The sequence below is a fragment of the Endozoicomonas numazuensis genome, from assembly GCF_000722635.1.
GTDB classification, from domain to species: Bacteria; Pseudomonadota; Gammaproteobacteria; order Pseudomonadales; family Endozoicomonadaceae; genus Endozoicomonas_A; species Endozoicomonas_A numazuensis.
This window is the reverse complement of the sequence record NZ_JOKH01000001.1, coordinates 547,799-564,408: the sequence shown is the minus strand read 5'-3', so window position 1 is coordinate 564,408 and position 16,610 is coordinate 547,799. Positions and strand designations below refer to the sequence as shown.

At 46.5% G+C, this 16,610-nt stretch carries 15 protein-coding genes and 7 tRNA genes; 10 read left to right on the top strand and 12 right to left on the bottom strand.

What is annotated here, in order from left to right; genetic code table 11:
- Positions 1-474 carry a bacterioferritin gene (gene bfr, locus GZ78_RS02475; protein WP_034832509.1) on the bottom strand — a complete coding sequence of 158 codons (474 nt, stop codon included), beginning with the start codon at positions 472-474 and terminating at the stop codon, positions 1-3.
- Positions 475-853: 379 nt separating this feature from the next.
- Here bfr and GZ78_RS02470 point away from each other — a divergent pair, with 379 nt between their 5' ends.
- The 8 genes from GZ78_RS02470 (at position 854) to GZ78_RS02435 (ending at position 2,595) form a co-directional block, all read left to right on the top strand.
- On the top strand, positions 854-1,456 hold the full coding sequence (locus tag GZ78_RS02470; protein ID WP_034834035.1) for a peroxiredoxin: 603 nt from the start codon (positions 854-856) through the stop codon (positions 1,454-1,456).
- A 308-nt stretch (positions 1,457-1,764) separates the two neighbouring features.
- Positions 1,765-1,840: transfer RNA gene (locus GZ78_RS02465), tRNA-Asn, on the top strand.
- A gap of 51 nt (positions 1,841-1,891) precedes the next feature.
- Positions 1,892-1,967: transfer RNA gene (locus tag GZ78_RS02460), tRNA-Lys, on the top strand.
- 37 nt (positions 1,968-2,004) lie between these two features.
- Positions 2,005-2,080 (top strand) — tRNA-Asn (locus GZ78_RS02455).
- 56 nt (positions 2,081-2,136) lie between these two features.
- A tRNA-Lys gene (locus GZ78_RS02450) sits at positions 2,137-2,212 on the top strand.
- 37 nt (positions 2,213-2,249) lie between these two features.
- Positions 2,250-2,325: transfer RNA gene (locus tag GZ78_RS02445), tRNA-Asn, on the top strand.
- Positions 2,326-2,382: 57 nt separating this feature from the next.
- Positions 2,383-2,458, top strand: a tRNA-Lys gene (locus GZ78_RS02440).
- Positions 2,459-2,519: 61 nt separating this feature from the next.
- Positions 2,520-2,595, top strand: a tRNA-Lys gene (locus GZ78_RS02435).
- Between the two features lie 63 nt (positions 2,596-2,658).
- Here the strand turns inward: GZ78_RS02435 and GZ78_RS02430 are convergent.
- On the bottom strand, positions 2,659-3,978 hold the full coding sequence (locus GZ78_RS02430; RefSeq protein WP_034834033.1) for an NAD(P)/FAD-dependent oxidoreductase: 1,320 nt from the start codon (positions 3,976-3,978) through the stop codon (positions 2,659-2,661).
- Positions 3,979-4,112: 134 nt separating this feature from the next.
- A complete protein-coding gene (locus tag GZ78_RS02425) occupies positions 4,113-4,298 on the bottom strand; it encodes a DUF3094 family protein (protein WP_034832507.1) in 186 nt (61 codons plus the stop codon).
- 197 nt (positions 4,299-4,495) lie between these two features.
- On the opposite strand from GZ78_RS02425, the gene GZ78_RS02420 reads away from it, so the two are divergent.
- Entirely contained in the window at positions 4,496-5,188 is a 693-nt protein-coding gene (locus tag GZ78_RS02420; RefSeq protein ID WP_034832505.1) for an rRNA adenine N-6-methyltransferase family protein, read from the top strand.
- Here GZ78_RS02420 and GZ78_RS02415 read toward each other — a convergent pair.
- The 5 genes from GZ78_RS02415 to GZ78_RS27095 all read right to left on the bottom strand — a co-directional run bounded on the left by GZ78_RS02415 (position 5,154) and on the right by GZ78_RS27095 (position 10,840).
- Positions 5,154-5,945 carry a hypothetical protein gene (locus GZ78_RS02415; protein ID WP_152558499.1) on the bottom strand — a complete coding sequence of 264 codons (792 nt, stop codon included), beginning with the start codon at positions 5,943-5,945 and terminating at the stop codon, positions 5,154-5,156. The genes GZ78_RS02420 and GZ78_RS02415 overlap by 35 nt on opposite strands.
- Before the next feature lie 165 nt (positions 5,946-6,110).
- Complete coding sequence (locus tag GZ78_RS02410) at positions 6,111-7,109, bottom strand: nucleoid-associated protein (RefSeq protein ID WP_034832501.1); 999 nt, start codon at positions 7,107-7,109, stop codon at positions 6,111-6,113.
- Between the two features lie 38 nt (positions 7,110-7,147).
- Positions 7,148-9,022 (bottom strand): MGH1-like glycoside hydrolase domain-containing protein, encoded by a 1,875-nt coding sequence (locus GZ78_RS02405; RefSeq protein WP_034832499.1) that lies wholly within the window; start codon positions 9,020-9,022, stop codon positions 7,148-7,150.
- Positions 9,023-9,077: 55 nt separating this feature from the next.
- Entirely contained in the window at positions 9,078-10,004 is a 927-nt protein-coding gene (locus GZ78_RS02400; protein ID WP_034832497.1) for a phosphatase PAP2 family protein, read from the bottom strand.
- A 212-nt stretch (positions 10,005-10,216) separates the two neighbouring features.
- Positions 10,217-10,840 (bottom strand): TetR/AcrR family transcriptional regulator, encoded by a 624-nt coding sequence (locus GZ78_RS27095; RefSeq protein WP_152558498.1) that lies wholly within the window; start codon positions 10,838-10,840, stop codon positions 10,217-10,219.
- A 139-nt stretch (positions 10,841-10,979) separates the two neighbouring features.
- Here GZ78_RS27095 and GZ78_RS02390 point away from each other — a divergent pair, with 139 nt between their 5' ends.
- Entirely contained in the window at positions 10,980-11,522 is a 543-nt protein-coding gene (locus GZ78_RS02390) for a thioredoxin family protein (RefSeq protein ID WP_034832491.1), read from the top strand.
- Positions 11,523-12,710: 1,188 nt separating this feature from the next.
- Here the strand turns inward: GZ78_RS02390 and GZ78_RS02380 are convergent.
- From GZ78_RS02380 to GZ78_RS02365, 4 genes are all read right to left on the bottom strand, one after another.
- Positions 12,711-14,168, bottom strand: coding sequence for an ArnT family glycosyltransferase (locus GZ78_RS02380; protein WP_051785745.1), 1,458 nt, complete (start codon positions 14,166-14,168; stop codon positions 12,711-12,713).
- 317 nt (positions 14,169-14,485) lie between these two features.
- Positions 14,486-15,097 (bottom strand): tRNA-uridine aminocarboxypropyltransferase, encoded by a 612-nt coding sequence (locus GZ78_RS02375; protein WP_034832488.1) that lies wholly within the window; start codon positions 15,095-15,097, stop codon positions 14,486-14,488.
- Positions 15,069-15,689, bottom strand: a complete 621-nt coding sequence (locus tag GZ78_RS02370; protein ID WP_034832486.1) for an alpha-ketoglutarate-dependent dioxygenase AlkB family protein — start codon at positions 15,687-15,689, stop codon at positions 15,069-15,071. Before GZ78_RS02370 ends, GZ78_RS02375 begins: the two co-directional genes overlap by 29 nt.
- Before the next feature lie 115 nt (positions 15,690-15,804).
- Entirely contained in the window at positions 15,805-16,089 is a 285-nt protein-coding gene (locus GZ78_RS02365; RefSeq protein WP_034832484.1) for a DUF406 family protein, read from the bottom strand.
- Positions 16,090-16,610: the final 521 nt, after the last annotated feature.

The window sequence follows — 16,610 nt, the reverse complement described above, 5'->3', positions numbered from 1 at the left end:
TCAATCTTCTTCGCTCTGGGAGAGCAGGTAATTTTCCATTCCCATAGTTTTAATGCGATTCAGATGGATTTCCAGGCTATCCATATGTTCTTCCTCCGCCGCGAGAATCTTTTCCAGCAACTGGCGTGAGCCATAATCCCCTGCCTTCTCACAAGCATCAATAGCCTCTTTCAAAGGTGGAATTGCTTTCAGCTCTTGTTGTAGATCCGCTTCCAGAATGCCTTTAACATCTCCGGCCATAATGGGTTTCTGCATGTATTTAAAGTCGGGCATGCCTTCCAGAAAAAGAATGCGTTCAATGAGCCAGTCGGCATGCCACATCTCGTCAATGGACTCTTTATAGATATATTGACCGAGTTTATTGACGCCCCAGTTCTTAAGCATGCGTGCATGCAGAAAGTATTGGTTAATGGCCGTCAGCTCATTCATCAATACTTTGTTCAGATGATCCAGAACACCTTTGTCGCCTTGCATAATGGAGGCTCCATACTGTTACGAGCGAAATAAAATCACCTTCCCTTATTGAGGGATGTGACGTTCACGATAAAATCTACAGGTGCTCGAAGTATGGAGGCATACTGAATTCTGTCAAAGGTAAGCTGTTGAAATGTAATGATAATATGTCTTATTTGTATTATCTGTCAGCGCCATAAATAGATCTGCTAATTCAATGAAAATACATTCATCGATAGACTTTAACTATCAGCTAAGAGATAAAATTTATAGATATTTGTGCTGGGGTTTGTAGGCTAAGGCCGTTATCAGGTGTATCATGATGTCGCTTAAATGATTGCGATTATTGCAATGACTGCAGGATCGCAGCGACACATACTAAACCTTGGAGATTAAATTCATGGGCGTACTGGTTGGCAAGAAAGCTCCTGACTTTACTGTTCCTGCTGTCCTGGGCAATGGCGAGATCGTTGACGAGTTTACTCTGTCCGAGGCGATTCGTGGCAAGTACGGTATTCTGTTCTTCTACCCACTGGACTTCACTTTCGTTTGTCCTTCCGAGCTGATCGCTCTGGATCATCGTATCGACGCGTTCAAAGAACGTAATACTGAAGTGATCGGTGTATCCATCGACTCTCACTTCACTCACAACGCATGGCGCAACACTTCTGTTAGCGAAGGCGGTATCGGTCCGGTTAAGTACACTCTGGCTGCTGATATGGCTCACGAAATCTGCAAGTCCTACGACGTTGAGTCTGAAGGCGGTGTAGCATTCCGTGGTGCTTTCCTGATTGATAAGGACGGCGTTGTTCGCTCACAGATTGTTAATGACCTGCCTCTGGGTCGTAACATGGATGAGCTGGTTCGTCTGGTTGATGCCCTGCAGTTCCATGAAGAGCACGGCGAAGTTTGCCCAGCTGGCTGGAACAAAGGTGACAAGGGTATGGACGCATCACCTGCTGGTGTTGCCAAGTACCTGTCCGAGAGTGCTGAAGGTCTGTAATCACAGACTTCATCATCGGATGTTTGAAAAGCTGCCTTCGGGTAGCTTTTTCTGTTTTAGATTTTTGTAGAATATTTATTTGAGTGGTTAGGTCGCCGGGCTTATTACTTCAAGAGTGGTACTTGAGCTCCGAAGTAGGCCGGACTGACGGGCGTTTCAGCCCGGGTGAGATATACCGTAGAGTTATTTCTGTCGCTTTTTTCAGCAACTTTTTGCACAAAGCTCAGGAGAAGGGCTTGACTCAGCCGGAAATCTCATTAATATTCGCTGCCGTCAGGTGATGACGCAAACACATCGCCGACAACGATTCCCCGATAGCTCAGTTGGTAGAGCAAATGACTGTTAATCATTGGGTCGCTGGTTCGAGTCCAGCTCGGGGAGCCAACTCTTTTAAGAGTTGAAAGTTTGTTGAACTGTGTGTTTAATAAACGGCTTGGGTCGTTAGCTCAGTTGGTAGAGCAGTTGGCTTTTAACCAATTGGTCGTAGGTTCGAATCCTACACGACCCACCATATTTTCCCTTGGAAAATATACAAGGTAAAGAGTAATTCCCCGATAGCTCAGTTGGTAGAGCAAATGACTGTTAATCATTGGGTCGCTGGTTCGAGTCCAGCTCGGGGAGCCATTTTAAACTCTTTAACAAGAGTTTGTTTTCTGGATTGAGTATTCAGAAAGCATTGTGGGTCGTTAGCTCAGTTGGTAGAGCAGTTGGCTTTTAACCAATTGGTCGTAGGTTCGAATCCTACACGACCCACCATATTTTCCCTTGGAAAATATACAAGGTAAAGAGTAATTCCCCGATAGCTCAGTTGGTAGAGCAAATGACTGTTAATCATTGGGTCGCTGGTTCGAGTCCAGCTCGGGGAGCCATCTTCTGACTCTTAAGCAAGAGTCTGTTTTTTGAGCTACGTGTTCATTAAACATCGTGGGTCGTTAGCTCAGTTGGTAGAGCAGTTGGCTTTTAACCAATTGGTCGTAGGTTCGAATCCTACACGACCCACCATTTTCAAATTAAATGCTATCAGGAATAAAGCTTGATTGAATCGCGTATTCAGACAAGTGCCGGGTCGTTAGCTCAGTTGGTAGAGCAGTTGGCTTTTAACCAATTGGTCGTAGGTTCGAATCCTACACGACCCACCATACAAACCAAAAAAGCCGGTTCATTGAACCGGCTTTTTTGGTTTTCTGTTTTCTGAAAATGGATTAATGCAGCTTCAAATGGGGGCGTGTGGTTTTTCCGATAAAGTCTTTCAGAATCAGTGAACCTGTCCTGAACCGTCCAAACAATGCTACTTGATGCATTCGATAAAGGCTGATGTAAAACATTTTGGCCATCATCCCTTCCACCATCATGTCACCACCGGTGATTGCACCCATTAAATTGCCAACGGCACTGAATCGACTCAGAGAGATCAGAGAGCCGTAATCCTTGTAAGTAAAGGTAAGGGGTGCCTGGCCCTCCAGAACGTTGCCTATCAGGCTCTTTGCTAGCAATTCGGCTTGCTGGTGAGCAGCCTGGGCTCTGGGAGGGATAGTGATCGGTTCGTCATTGCTGTCTTTTAGTGTGCAGCTGGCGCAATCACCTAAAGCATAAATGTGATCATCCAGGGTGGATTGCAAGGTGGGTTTGACCAGAAGCTGGTTAATTCGATTGGTTTCAAGACCAGCAATATCTTTCAGAAATGCAGGGGCTTTGATACCTGCTGCCCAGATACTTAAGTCGGAAGCAATGATGTCACCACTTTTTGTTTTCAAACCAGTATTAGTGATTTCACTCACCAGCTGATTGGTTTGAATCAAAATGCCCATTTTTTGCAGTTGTTTGTGAACGCTGCTGCTGATACGGATGGGTAATGCTGGAAGTATACGATCACTGCCTTCAATAATAGTGATTTTTACTTTGTTGGGTTTTATCGCATCCAGACCATATCGAGCCAGCTCAATGGCTGCATGATGAAGCTCTGCTGCCAGTTCAACACCGGTTGCACCAGCGCCAATGATAGCAATGTTTAATTCGGGAGACGCCTCACGGGAGGCTTGTGCATAAAGGTAGTGGTTCAACAGAGTAGTATGCACTCTTTCTGCTTCTTCTCTGTTATCCAGGAAAAGGCAGTGGTCCACTGCGCCCGGGGTATTAAAGTCGTTAGCGGTGCTGCCAACACAGATCACCAGGTCATCGTATTCCAGGTTGCGTTCGGGAACGACTTCTTCTCCGGTTTCATCGTAGATGGGGGCAAGGGTAATGGTTTTATTGTCTCTGTTTAATCCCGACATTCTGCCGGGCAGAAACTGAAAATGATTCCATTTAGCTTGAGCTAAATAGCTGAGTTCATCCTCAAAAGCATTCAGGGAACCAGCAGCTACTTCATGTAAAAGAGGTTTCCAGAAATGCGTCTTTTGAGCATCCACCAGGGTGATATGGGCTTTCTTTTTCTTGCCCAGTTTTTTTCCCAGTTTGGTGGCTAATCCAAGCCCACCGGCACCTCCCCCAACAATCACAATGTTATGCGGCTGATCAGTCACTTTATTCTCTCTATTTTTTATCGCCATAGGCATTTATAAAGGAGTGTTCTGAATCAGTCTGAGGAGCCCATCTCTCTTACCAACAAACGTTATAAAAAAGTGGAGAAACTGATTGAGAGCACACCCTGCTGAGCTCAGCCCAGAATAAAGATGCCTATCACGCGGCTCAGAACACCGAGAATGACAATCATCATTGCCAGCCAGAACATCAGCTTTAATGGTCTGAAGCGGTTACGTTCAGCCGCATTGGTACCGGTATTGAGAAAACGGTCGACTTTGGCCTGATCTTCAGGATAAAGACGGGTCTGGGTTTTCTCCATGTGCCACTCCTTATTCGCTGTATTGCTCCTAGAGTATGCTATTTAAGTGACCAATCTGCCAATAGATAACCTGAATTTGAATGAAAAATGCTCATGTTTTTTTGTACAACTGTACTGTTTATCTTTTCAGTCGCGGTTGACCTGGCTTCCGCTGTCCATCAATCTATTACAGATAAACAGGAATCTGGACGCATCGGGTGAAATTGCTTTTGCTTGGGTTGAGAGTTCATGGTTTTGAATGGATTGAGCTGATCAAGGTGTTCTTCCGTTATTCTTTTCATCGCCCATTTCTAAAAGCATTTCTTGAACTCAAATTCAGGTATTTGCTGGACAGCCCTTTTCAGGTCAGTAAACGCTATCTTCTCAATAAACAGTCAGAGGATGTGTATCTCTATGGAGAAACGCCTTTGACAGCGCTTGATGAGATTTCAACAAAAGCAGAATTGAATGCCACAGACCATGTGTTTGAATTGGGAGCGGGCAGTGGCTTTACTTCACTCTGGTTGGCAACGGTTGCCGGGGTCAGAGTGACATCCATTGAGCAGGTTCCAACATTTTGCCGAAGACTCAGGCGAGTCAGTCAAAGTATGGCGTCAGGTTGTTTGAAGGTGATCGAAGAAGACTATCTGGAGTCAGACCTTTCAGAGGCCTCTGTCATTTATTTATATGCATCCAATCTGGATGACCTGACTATCCGTTGTCTGACATTAAGAATGCTGGCGTTGAAGTCGGGAAGCAAAGTGATCTCTGTCAGCTATCCACTGCAGGAATATTGTCCGGTTCCAGGTGTTTTTAAACTGAAGCAGCAGTTTACAGTTCGCTTCCCCTGGGGGGAAGCTGAGGTGTTTCTACAAGTTAGAACATCTGATGTGCAGAGGTCATCCGGCTGACAATGGTGTTTCCATATCGGGCTACCATTTCAGGAACCGGTTTACCTGGAAACTGTTCGATTCCTACCTTAATAAAGTTCCAGGCAGCCTGAGCCTGTTTTATGGGCTGGGCAGCGTGAGCATGGTCGCCAAACTGCTTTTCCAGCTTTTCCAGCTTCTGTTCAAAATGCCGAGCCAGCGTTTGTAGTTGCAATCGCCCTGAAGCCGTTTTTTCTTCTTTCATCTCTGACAGGGTCAGGCTGAGATATTCCCGGGATAAGCGCTGCATGAGTAATGCCTGCTCAAGAAAGCCAAGTTTTTGGTTTCTGTGAGGGTATCGGGTCAACATTTTTTGTCTCAGAAGCAACAGCTTTCTATCCAGTTTGGCCAGAGCCAGAAGTAGCGTTGACGCTTCAGGGGGGCGGGAGTAGGTCGGCAGGTCAGCCATCCAGGCCGCGTGACGACTAATGATTGGCCAGAGAGCCAGGGTGGATGAGAGCAGCTTTGAGGTTTCCTGATCTCTTGATTGTTCAGGAAGGGCTGGAATGCTCTGATTGAGCAGGGCCAGGTTATCCTGCATGTTTTCTCTGGCTTTCTTGTTGAGAAAATCAATCTGCAACAAATGAATATTTACAATCAGTTGGTTCAGCAACAGCTCCTGCTTCAGAAGATATTCCGAGGTCAGATTGTTGTTTTTTACAGGCTGCTCAGAAGCAGCAGCCTGGTTCATGAAAGCCAGAAGAAAAAACACAGCGGCCAGTAAATGAGCTTTTGGCATGATGGGGTCCGGAAACGGTGAAATCATCCCTTATGTATCGGATGTCCCGGCTGCCACTTGATTGTGACGGCCCAGAAGCCTTGATTGCATACGCTCAATCAGCAAGGCCTCTAAATATGTCTATCAAAGCTCATCCCGGCATGCAAATGCCCGTCTGGTAAAAGGTCAGTGATTTCCTTCCAATTGTTCCTTGAGTTTGTCGGGAACTTCTTTGATCACCAGCTGGTTCAGATCTTTGTTGTACACCACCTGAGTTCCTAACAGCTCTGCATCAAAAGCAATGTTGAGACCTTTACTGCGGCCGGTGTATTTGACCAGTTTGGTCAGGGTGCGCTTCTCCGGTGCCATGGGTTGGCTCATGTCATAGTCGCGGGTATTAACGAAGCGGGCAAAGTCATCAGAACCTGCATCACTCAAATAACCGGTGAGCTCGTCCAGGGTTAAGGCATCACCCTCATCTATTTTGGTTTGGCAGAAGTCATAGACCTGTCGACTGACTTCTTTGTGATTTTCCAGAGAGGGTGCTTCCTTGGCGTAATCTTTTACAGCGCTGACTAATGTGTCCGCTTCTTCCTTGCTATTGCTGGTTTCATTGCAACCCAGAGCATCCTGGAAAACATCACTCAGACGACGTCCACCACGAGGGCGTAAGAAGGAAAGATAACGACCACTGTTTTCGTGACCTTGCCATTCGGTGATGTTGATTCTGCATGCCAGGGGCATTTTGGCAGTATCCAGATAGGCCACGTCCTGAATGGACAAATCTTCAGTGACAGTGACGCTCATATTGCTGGTCAGCATGCAGAGCATGAAGTATCGGGTTAAACCTTGCTGGTAGTCCGCGAATAGCAAATAACCACCGCCCAATGCTCCCACTTGGTCCAGCTTTTCAAGAAGCTGGTTGAGGGTGTTCTGTGTCAGGGCGGTGAAATCTATTTTTTCTTCCAGATATTCGCCCAGTTCTGTTGGAAAAGGGCTCTCTGCTTCCGGGTTGAACTGACCATACTGTTTGTCTTGTTTCTTGTTGTAGGTTTGCAGCAGGTCGTCCAGCATCGCTTCCAGCGCTGGAGTGGGGGGCAGGCTATGACCTGCTGGAATAGCAGTTAGAGAGTCGCTGCCTGGTACCTGTTCCAGCTGATGAACAATGATTTGTTGAATGGCCATAAGTTAAGAGTCTTGCAAGCAATAGTGATCTCCTAATGTTACCGGCATTGTTCCAATTCGGACATATTAAAAACCAGCGTTTTCATAGTACCTTCTTCCCGATAGATAACTTTCAGGGTTTGAATGCCCTGACGGAAGAGGTTTTCAGCCGATAAGGTAAAGTTTGATCTTTGTAAGGGGTTGCCAGGGCTTACCTCAAGGTTGATAAGTCCCGGACCAATTTTCAAATTTCGGATGCCGTGGGTATCCTGTCTGTGCAAATGCCATGTAATTTGGTTCTCATGAACATTGACTCCTATCAGGCTCTCCTGCACAAGACCTATGGGCCCTAACCCAGCCCAGCCAAGGAAATTGCTTTTTGCGGGCGTTTGTTTTTCGTCATTTCTTTTTCCAGGGCCTCCATCAGACGGGCTGTTGTATTCGTAAAATTGTTCCTTGAGCATTACCGGGTCTGTTATTCCTGATGATGTACTGGCATTAATTAGATTCTGAGTCAGTTTTTTGAGGTATTTCTCTGTCGAAGCGGTGTACTCGAGCCAGGCATCCTGTCGAGCTTCTGAATAATTCATCAACCCTTTCAGGGTGATGTAGACCAGTGGGGGCCAGGAGCCTCCCTGCCAGTAATTCCCGTCTTTATTGAACTGATAACGTAATAATCGAAGCCATTTGAGAATTGGCCAGTAGAGCTGAGCCAGTGCCGGGTATGGCATTGCACTTCTGAAATACAGTGAGCTGGTTAACATCGGCAGCATGGCATCTACCTGTTTGTTGCTGGCTATTTCGGCATAGAGAGCCCAGAACATAGACAGTGTATAGGTAGCTTCTTTGTTGTCGCAGCTGTCCTGTACATTGAAGTAGCCTCCTTTTTGGTAATCCCACATGCACTCATTGATTTTATCTTTAAGTTGTTCAGACTTTGTTCTGTAAATTTCTGATTGCTCATGATGTCCCAAAACCCGCTCGATATTTGCCATGGCATCGTAGTGCAGTTTCATCTGGGCAGAGATGTCGAACCAGGCGTCGTTCTTGTCCAGCAGGTCTGAAATGTTAATGAGCTCAGGGTCCGGATGAGAACTGATTTTTTTCTCATCTCGGGTCCAGACGTCAAACCCCAGAGGAATATTGTCCATACCTGAACCGAAAGCTCGCTGCCAGAAGAGACCTTCCAAAGGCCCTGTCTTTACCTGACGGTTTTTCTCCTGCCAGCGGGTATAGTGTTCGAGCGGTATTATGACGCTATGAAGTCTTTGCAGGTTTCTACTCATGAGGTAGTAACGCCATTCTGCATGGGCAATCAATGGCGGGTTGTTTTTATTCTCTTCGATATAGAGTTCTCTGATTTTTCTTTCCCTGATGGCGTTGAGAGCTTTGTTGTTCTCGTCTGTGGCTTCTGTCAGAGAGGTGGGCTGAGAGGGTGCATAGTGAACCTCATAACCGTCAGGGCTGGTTTCTCTGGGAATAAAACCATCGGTATGCTGAAATCGGTAAAAATTATCCAATCCGCCTGTCACAGGGAAATAGCGGTGAGCATAAAGGCCAAAGCCAAAAGTGCAGAACGCTTGATCCCAGAAAAATTCGTGGTTTGAAAACTGGGTACTCAACCAATCTGAGATGTATCGATGGTTGTGTTGACTATCAGGCTGGCGAGTATTGGAAAAGAACGTAATCCAGGCGACTTTGTTGAGAGTAGTAATATCTGAATCTTCCAGCTGAATTTCAGGCAATAGCTGGCGGAGATTAGCTTCACTGTATTTCCATGCGGGTGATAGGGGATAGGCATACACTTGCTTATCAAAATACTGTCCATCGGACGCCTGGGTTGTCCGATAGTAGTGAGAGTCACTTATCCAGTAAGCATGGCAAAGTGTTGCCACACAGCATGAAAGCAGTGCAAGAACCGCCGTAAAACGCATTGAATACTCCGTATCGTTTTTTATTGTGATTGTTGCATGGGGCTCTATATGAGGTTTATGAGTGATTTCCCACAAGTTTCCGGTAAATCACGGGCCACAGGCCTGTCTCCCAGAAGGCCAGAATAAAAGCCTCAAGCCAGCGAAAAAGATAGTAGAGTTCAGGAAAGTCTTCCGGCTGAGGAAGGTAGGGCAAGAGCTTATAAAGCAGTGAAACGCTGACAGCCCCCGGAAGAGCCTGGGTGAAAAACAGTTTCATGGAAGGTTTGCCAAAGGCCGGGGCGATCAGAAGTCCCAAGCCTATACCAGCAAAAAGTCCTGTGAACTTGGACAGTTTACTGTACGGGAATAAAGCGCTGCTGCTCACACCCCAGTTTAGAATTTCTCTGATAAAAAGAGCGGTTAAGAGGGGAAGGGAGCAGGCGATGAGAACAATGAAACAGCGCTGCCAGAAAGTTTTGATATTGAGAAAGTTAAGAAATGACTGCTCCAATGAAATAATCAGAAAAAGAATGATTGTTCCAAAGCTGATGCCGACCAGAATTTGAGACGGGAAGTGGACTCCAAGGTATAACCTGGAGAGAGCCGTAGAAAATATCATGAGCAGAGCCAGTGCCCAAAGCCATCGGCTTTTCAACGTGCTGGCCAAAAGCCCCCATAATACGACAGTATTTTGGGTGTGTCCGGATGGCATGCCAAAAGCTTTTTCCGACATGCCTTTTTCCGACATGTCATTGTAGAGCTCTGGATAAATCCAGTAAGGTCTGGGGGAATCAAAAAACTGGCGGCAGGTACCAAAAATAGTGGTGCTGATTTCAGTACCTATAGCCAGACGGGCACCCAGATATTTATAACCTGACCAATAAAGAAAACCAGCAAACAATAGGAAATGGTAAGAATAACCAAAGGAAGATAGGCTTCTCAGGTAGAAGTCAAAAACCATCAGCTTTTGCTGTAACAACGAAATAAACTGCAAAGCGTCCATTGAATACCTTTTCCCTGCCAAGTCATAAATGCAGGGGGGGGTTGTGAGCCGTGAAATCAATTCAGCGGCGTTTGTTTACCGGGTATGCCCATCGCTTTTGCGATGCTTGCATTCACTCACCCCGGTCATCCACTATTTCCAGGCTTCAGAGGCTTGGTTCGCGCTTCCTTGTAGCAACTCCAAACCCTTTGGTTATTGGTGCCCATTCACCATCAGATTTTAGGATTCAGGATGTGCTGAAGACTGTGTTTGACCAGTAAGTCCAGCTGATGCTGGTTAGGGCTGATTCTGGCCATTAACTGCAGACCCAAAAAGAAACTGGTTAGTTCCCTTGCCGCGTCTGAAACACTCAAGTTGGGGTCAATCAGGTTTTTCTCGGCCCCCTTGATAATCTGAGCTAACAGAGCCTGCTGAATCGTGTTGACAGCCTGTTTGACTAATTCTGTAGCCTGGTCCGGCAGTAGGTGAAGTTCAGTGCTGGTGCAGGCCAGAAAGCAGCAGTTCTGGTATTGGGTGTCCCGGGAGTGGCGATAACCAGCCGTCAGAAATCGGCGCAGCCCTTCAAGAGGGTGCCCTGAACTCAGATATTTCTGGATTCTTAGCTGCAGGTAATGCTCAATGTAATATTGCAGAACATGCAGGTATAAACCTTCTTTATTTTTAAAGTGGTGGTAGAGGCTGCCCGGGTGGAGATCAGTCGCTTCTTCCAGCTGTCTTAGTGAAGATGCTGAGAAGCCTCTGGACCAGAACAGAGCGAGAGCGTTATCCAGTGCTTTGTCTTTATTAAAAGAGGTGTGCCTGCCCATAATGATATTGTTTGATTTTTGAACTTCCAATGTAGCAGTAGTTTTCCGTTCCCGACAACTCCCTCAATCTGATTGGCAGGTGTTGGGGCAATAATTAAACTGTCAGATTGAAGACAATTTCATGCTCTGAAGTAGAAGTCCGACAGGCAGCAGGCAGGAGAATACCGGAATGGCTTTGACCCCATCGAATATGATTGAACCAGGTTTATCGGCCCCTGATTTTACACTGCCCGATCCTGCAACAGGGCAGCTGGTTTCCTTACAGGAAGTCAGGAAGGAGAAGGGCGTTCTGGTAATGTTCATCTGTAATCACTGTCCTTATGTGGTACACATTGAAGCGGCTCTGATGCAGCTGGGTGAAGACTATTCTGATCGTGATCTGGGGATTGTGGCCATCAGCTCCAATGACGCAGAGGCCTTTCCGGGAGATGCTCCTGAGAAAATGGCATTAAAAGCCTATCCATTTCCCTACCTTTACGATGAAAGCCAGTCAGTGGCGAAGGCCTACGATGCGGCTTGTACTCCTGACTTCTTTCTCTTTGATGCTGAGTTGAAATGTGTCTATCGAGGTCAGTTTGATAACGCCCGTCCCGGAAATAATAAGCCTGCCACTGAGGCTGATTTAAAATCAGCTATGGAGGCAGTGTTGTCCGGTGAGCCTGTCTTAGAGAGCCAGAACCCCAGCGTGGGTTGTAATATCAAGTGGAAGTAGAACGATGCTCTTTTTCCTGAGTTTGAAGCCAGTTGTCTAGCCCGGAAAATTCATAAAGCCGCTCCAGTCAGACTATAGACTGCGGAAATACTGAGATATTCGTTTGCTGATGTGAACGAAAAGAAACGAACATCGCTCGTCGGCTTCTCGCTAGCTCTTTCTCCGCCGTGACAGCATTTTCTCGTCAGATCCATGCAATAAGCATGAATATGACGAGAAAATGTGTCAGCCGAAAAAATAGCAGAGCGAGAAGCTCAACACTTTATGAAATTTCCGGGCTAGCTGTTTCAGGAATTTTAAATCGGCGAGTCTGATCAGTATCAGGAATCGACCCAGCCTGCTTTTCAGGCGGGGTGAATGACGGAGGCGGGATACGGTAAGCTCTCTCCTGGTGATATCCCCGGATGCTTCCTGAGTAATAGACGTTAGAGGCTCGTTTTTAGCTGAGCCTGCTCAACCGTTTCTATTTCAGTCGTGATGGCCGGCATGAGCTGTTTGGCTGGTTTTTTTCTGCAGAATGGGCTGGACTGTCAGGAAGCAACTCGTCAAAAGGTTCATCGGTCATCTGGAAAACGCCTTCGCAGGGCGCCTCTGAAACATCCGTTGTCATGTTAGTCAGCTTTATTTTTTTGAATTCGCTTCAGGGGTAAAAAGCCAAGGCACTCCATTGGCAGCCGATCCATTTTTACCGCCTGCAGGGAGCCTGTGATAATAGCTTTTTTTGTCTTTTGTGTGTTGGTAGTGTCGTGTAATATCAGAGTGCAACCTTCAGGCGCTTCCCGTGAGATTCTATGGAGATCTACGGGTTTGAAATATTCCCTTTGACAGTCAGGCATTGAAGGGAGTGGGTTGTGGACTATTGATGATTCCTGCTTTGTTTCAAGCATGGCAAAGGTGGCTTGCAGATCAGAGCCCATCAGGGAGATATTAAATTGATAAAGTCCTCCCTGAAGATGACTGCCTAATAAGTCGCAAAAGCTTTTTTTGATGACCCAGTCGAGTCCGAAGTCATCTACTAAGGGAGCTGAGTAAGAAAGGCGAGCCCCTGACAAAAAAATGATCAGGACTAAGCCAAAACATCAGCAAAGTTTCAAAATAAGTGGGTTCTGAGTCGAAGAGCCGGTCACATTGGTTCAAAAGTTTGGAATAAAAGAGCACTCATCATAGTTGTGTGCTCTTCACTCTGTCTTACTCTTTTTCAACCCAGAGCGTCCAGTTTCTATAGTCGGAAACTTTTTCGAAACGATTTCTCAGTGGTTCAGACAGCATGTCAATATTGCCGTCCCGGGTGGCCAGAAAATCTCTTCTGTCACTGTGCAGTTGACCGGTGATCTCTTTTTCATTGTTGGCCAGCAGGGCTTGACCATGAGAATAAAAACGGGCTGAAAAAGGTCGCTTCATAAAGTAAATAAGATGACCGGGCTGCTCAGTCGGGTGAGTCATCATGCTGGCGATCAGATATTTTTGTGACTTTTTACCTCCGTCATTCATCATTACGACAGTGGTGACAATCATCAGCAGGGGCGTCAAGGTTGCCAGAGCAATGAGTCTGGCAGAGTAACGTGACCAGTTCTCCCCAAACAGCCGGGCGATAATCAGAGCCAGTGCAGGCATTACCGGTAGGGTATACGTCCAGATCAGGTTGGTGGTGAAAGTGAAAAACAAGGGTAGGAACAGTAGCCAGCAGAGCAGATAATAGTCCCATTCCTGCAATTTGACCGTGGGCTTCTTTTTCCAGAATTTCCAGAGCTGGACCAGTACCACACCAAGTAACACCAGTGTCCAGGGAAAGCCTCCGGCCAAGAGATAACCCCATATTGCACCCAATGTATGAACATGGGCGTTTCCATATTCATCGCCCTGCCATCCTGAATCAAGGTAGCGGGAAAAATGCTCGCCAATGAACATGTATTCCAGAAGGCCAGGGTTGCGTAATTCAGCACTGATATACCATGGAAAAGCGATCATGGCCGCTAGCGCTATCCCTTTGATCCACGGGAAGCGTTGCCACAGAAGGATGAGCCTGCCTTTTGGCAAACTCCAGATGAATATGGGGCCTCCCGCCAGAACTAAGGCTGCGAGGCCTTTAGCAAGAAGAGCCAGCCCGCAGCCAGCGAAAAACAGATATTGCCAGCGAAGTGCTTCGGATTCGTTTTGGCTGTGCCATCCAATCCAGAAGCTACTGAGAATCAGTGTGATGGTCAGGGTCATGACCGGGTCTGCAAGCAGTGCTCCAGCCAGCACCAGAAACATGGCTGAAGTAATCAGAACCAATACCGAAATTTTGGCCTGCTGTTGTCCCATTTGAAAGCGGGCCAACTTCCAGATCAGGGCCAGAGAGCCGAGACTGCAGATCAGGGAAGGTAATCGTGCAGCAAATTCATTAATGCCGAATATTTTGAAGCTGATGGCTGAGAGCCAAATAAACAGCGGGGGTTTTCCAAGGAATGGGACGCCATAGTCAAAGTAAGGAATGATCCAGTCATTGGTTTCGACCATCAGCCTGACGATTTCACCGTAGCGGGCTTCTGAAGTGTCCATCAGAGGATAAAGGCCCAGAGAGAACAGGCGGGTAAGAATGGCAAACAGGATGAGGGCGTATACCCAGAACCATCGGGAAGAAGATTTCAGGAAAGCGTCAGTCATTATTGTTCTGAACTCTGTTTCTGATGACCTTGAAAAGCCTCTTATCACCCAAGGGTGAAAGATTGTTTCCATTACTCATGGCAACTGAAATCGCCATAAGCAGGGAAAAGTGTCCAGTGACATACAAGGCTGTTTTTTTCTTTACTCTGTATTGTTTCGGCCAATTTATTCATTGCACAAATACAGATGAAAAAAGACTTTTCTTTTGTTCCTGCTGGACTTTCCGGCTATTCGCTACCCTGGATGGTTTATGCATTCCTTTGTGGGTTGAGCAGCTGTTTTGGCGTCAACCTGTCACTACGCTTATTGAAAGTAGTTCAGTTTGATTGCTTACTATAATTTTTTTCGTAAACATCCCGTCCCATGGCTTCTATCTGGCGATCTATCATTGCCTGAAAACTGTCCAGACAATGCTGATGAGCTGAAGAGTCACCTGAAAGCTCTCTCATGAGACAGACAGCGGCTTCAATCGTAGACAAAGCCGACTGGTTAGGCGTTTTTCGGATTCGATAACTGGATTCCAGGGCTTCTGGCAGGGTGATCCATGGCAGAGCATGAAGCTGGGGGTTGAGGTGTAGTATCTTGCGAGCTTTTCTCCAGGTGCCGTCCAAAAGAATACAAACATCAGGCTGACCATGGTGCTTCTGATACTCAGAAGGCAGAAGAGCTTCGTCATGAGGGAAAAGTAAGCAACACAGCTTCTGTTCAAGGATGGCCTGAAGCTGTGGGTTTTCAGTGAAATCTTCACCGATTAAAACTGTGCAGTTTTTTATGCCCAGTCGGGCAATACGTGCAGTGTTCAGTGGATGCTTGACTTCGTCCGGGTGTTGCAGAATCAGTAGTTCGCAGCAGGCCAGTTCTGGCTCCAGGTGACGACAAATACAGAAGTGCAGAGGACGCTCACAGCGTTGGCATTGGGCACGAGCCATGAATGACACTCCTGAAAGTGAGGTTGATGCGGGGTAAAACCGCTCTGGATGTTTTGGGAATACAATGCTGCCAGCAGCTCTGGGTTGAGCCGGACATCACCAACAGTGAGCCGGAAGACAAGTCCAATGACAAGGGCCGAATCGCTTTTGACTGGCTCTCTTTGTGTTTCAGTCGAAAGCGTCTTTTCTGACCTAAGCTCAGTGATGCAATAAGAGGCTGTTCACCCAGTTCTTTCTCATCGTCTGAATGCCAGCCATTGCTGTCATTTCCATCTCGATAAAGATTCAGCAGCACAGTATTAAATGAAGAGCCACAGGCTTGTTCGACAAGTGCTTTTAATTCCAGTAACACCGGGGTCCAGACTTCTGGCGTTAACTCGATACCAGAGTACCGGTAGGTCATTTCCTTATCGCCATACCACGCTTGTAATCTGGGTAAGTTAACCGTCTTTCCAAAAAGTGTGATTTTATCCTGACGCCACTGAGTGTCAGAAAACAGTTGCTGGTAATAGAGCTTGGAGTCTTGCGGCGAGATCAGTTCTGGCCAGAAGCACAGTTCGGCGTCAGGGGCATGAATTTTGACGGGCTGCATTGAGGTTGGGAGAGCGTCCGGTAACTATTTTGTGAGCATAAGTGTGTACTGCCTGATGTGCAAAAAAGGCTGTAACCGTTCCTTGGTTGAAAGTCGTTCAGTCTGTCTTGAGTTGTTATCTTTGAGACATTTCAAAGATCAATTTTTCAGCGGTGCAGTCAAAGTCCAGCATGGCCTTAATGACGGTCATGCCGTTTTCCTTGCAGGTTTCTGACTGGATTTTGCAGTTACCAGACCCTACAGCCAAGGCACGTTGTTCTATCTTACTGAACATGTCCTGGGCAGAAATAGCTTCATCATCACGAATCTCCAGGGTCACCCGGGTATCATCGTCCCTGATCAGGGTACCGACTTCTACGGTGTTGCAGGTGGTGCACTCAAAGGGGTCTTTTTCGTTCATGCTGATACCTCGTACAAGCGAGCAGTCTCGCTACATTCATCATGTAATAAACATATTACAGGGTCTGTAAGTATACGTCAGAAATAATTGATGCATTCAAATTCGATACAATAATGAGCAGGCGAGTTGGAATCCTCCTCTAAATGATACAAAAGTCTTACCTTGAACATTCCCCTCTAAGTCTGTTCCAAAACCTTATGAAAATGATTCGATCCTTCGTTTTCAGGGGCGTACGTCTCCCGAAAATCTCTTCTTGATGGGCTGTGTCCGGATGTTGTGCGACTTGTACTTGAGTGTGTCTCTGAGTGCGTCTTTGTGAAAGCTTTTTTCTTCGGTTTCTATGGTATAGGCTCAGTGATTCTCGAAGTCGTACATCATCATTTTGAGGGATGAATAATGGTACTTTGGTTCAAAGTTACCCTTAAATTTCCTGCATTAATAAGGTGAGCGTGCTTTTAGCTATGAACAAAATGCCATGAGTGGAAGAAACATATTTCATTACCTTGGGTGGTGAAACAGTT

What these genes read in the sequence shown, in the direction of transcription:
- GZ78_RS02405 (WP_034832499.1), bottom strand. Translation starts at nt 9,022, where the DNA reads ATGCGTTTTACGGCGGTTCTTGCACTGCTTTCATGCTGTGTGGCAACA.
- GZ78_RS02410 (WP_034832501.1), bottom strand. Translation starts at nt 7,109, where the DNA reads ATGGCCATTCAACAAATCATTGTTCATCAGCTGGAACAGGTACCAGGC.
- GZ78_RS02415 (WP_152558499.1), bottom strand. Translation starts at nt 5,945, where the DNA reads ATGCCAAAAGCTCATTTACTGGCCGCTGTGTTTTTTCTTCTGGCTTTC.
- bfr (WP_034832509.1), bottom strand. Translation starts at nt 474, where the DNA reads ATGCAAGGCGACAAAGGTGTTCTGGATCATCTGAACAAAGTATTGATG.
- GZ78_RS02375 (WP_034832488.1), bottom strand. Translation starts at nt 15,097, where the DNA reads ATGGCTCGTGCCCAATGCCAACGCTGTGAGCGTCCTCTGCACTTCTGT.
- GZ78_RS02365 (WP_034832484.1), bottom strand. Translation starts at nt 16,089, where the DNA reads ATGAACGAAAAAGACCCCTTTGAGTGCACCACCTGCAACACCGTAGAA.
- GZ78_RS02470 (WP_034834035.1), top strand. Translation starts at nt 854, where the DNA reads ATGGGCGTACTGGTTGGCAAGAAAGCTCCTGACTTTACTGTTCCTGCT.
- GZ78_RS02400 (WP_034832497.1), bottom strand. Translation starts at nt 10,004, where the DNA reads ATGGACGCTTTGCAGTTTATTTCGTTGTTACAGCAAAAGCTGATGGTT.
- GZ78_RS02370 (WP_034832486.1), bottom strand. Translation starts at nt 15,689, where the DNA reads ATGCAGCCCGTCAAAATTCATGCCCCTGACGCCGAACTGTGCTTCTGG.
- GZ78_RS02390 (WP_034832491.1), top strand. Translation starts at nt 10,980, where the DNA reads ATGGCTTTGACCCCATCGAATATGATTGAACCAGGTTTATCGGCCCCT.
- GZ78_RS02425 (WP_034832507.1), bottom strand. Translation starts at nt 4,298, where the DNA reads ATGGAGAAAACCCAGACCCGTCTTTATCCTGAAGATCAGGCCAAAGTC.
- GZ78_RS02380 (WP_051785745.1), bottom strand. Translation starts at nt 14,168, where the DNA reads ATGACTGACGCTTTCCTGAAATCTTCTTCCCGATGGTTCTGGGTATAC.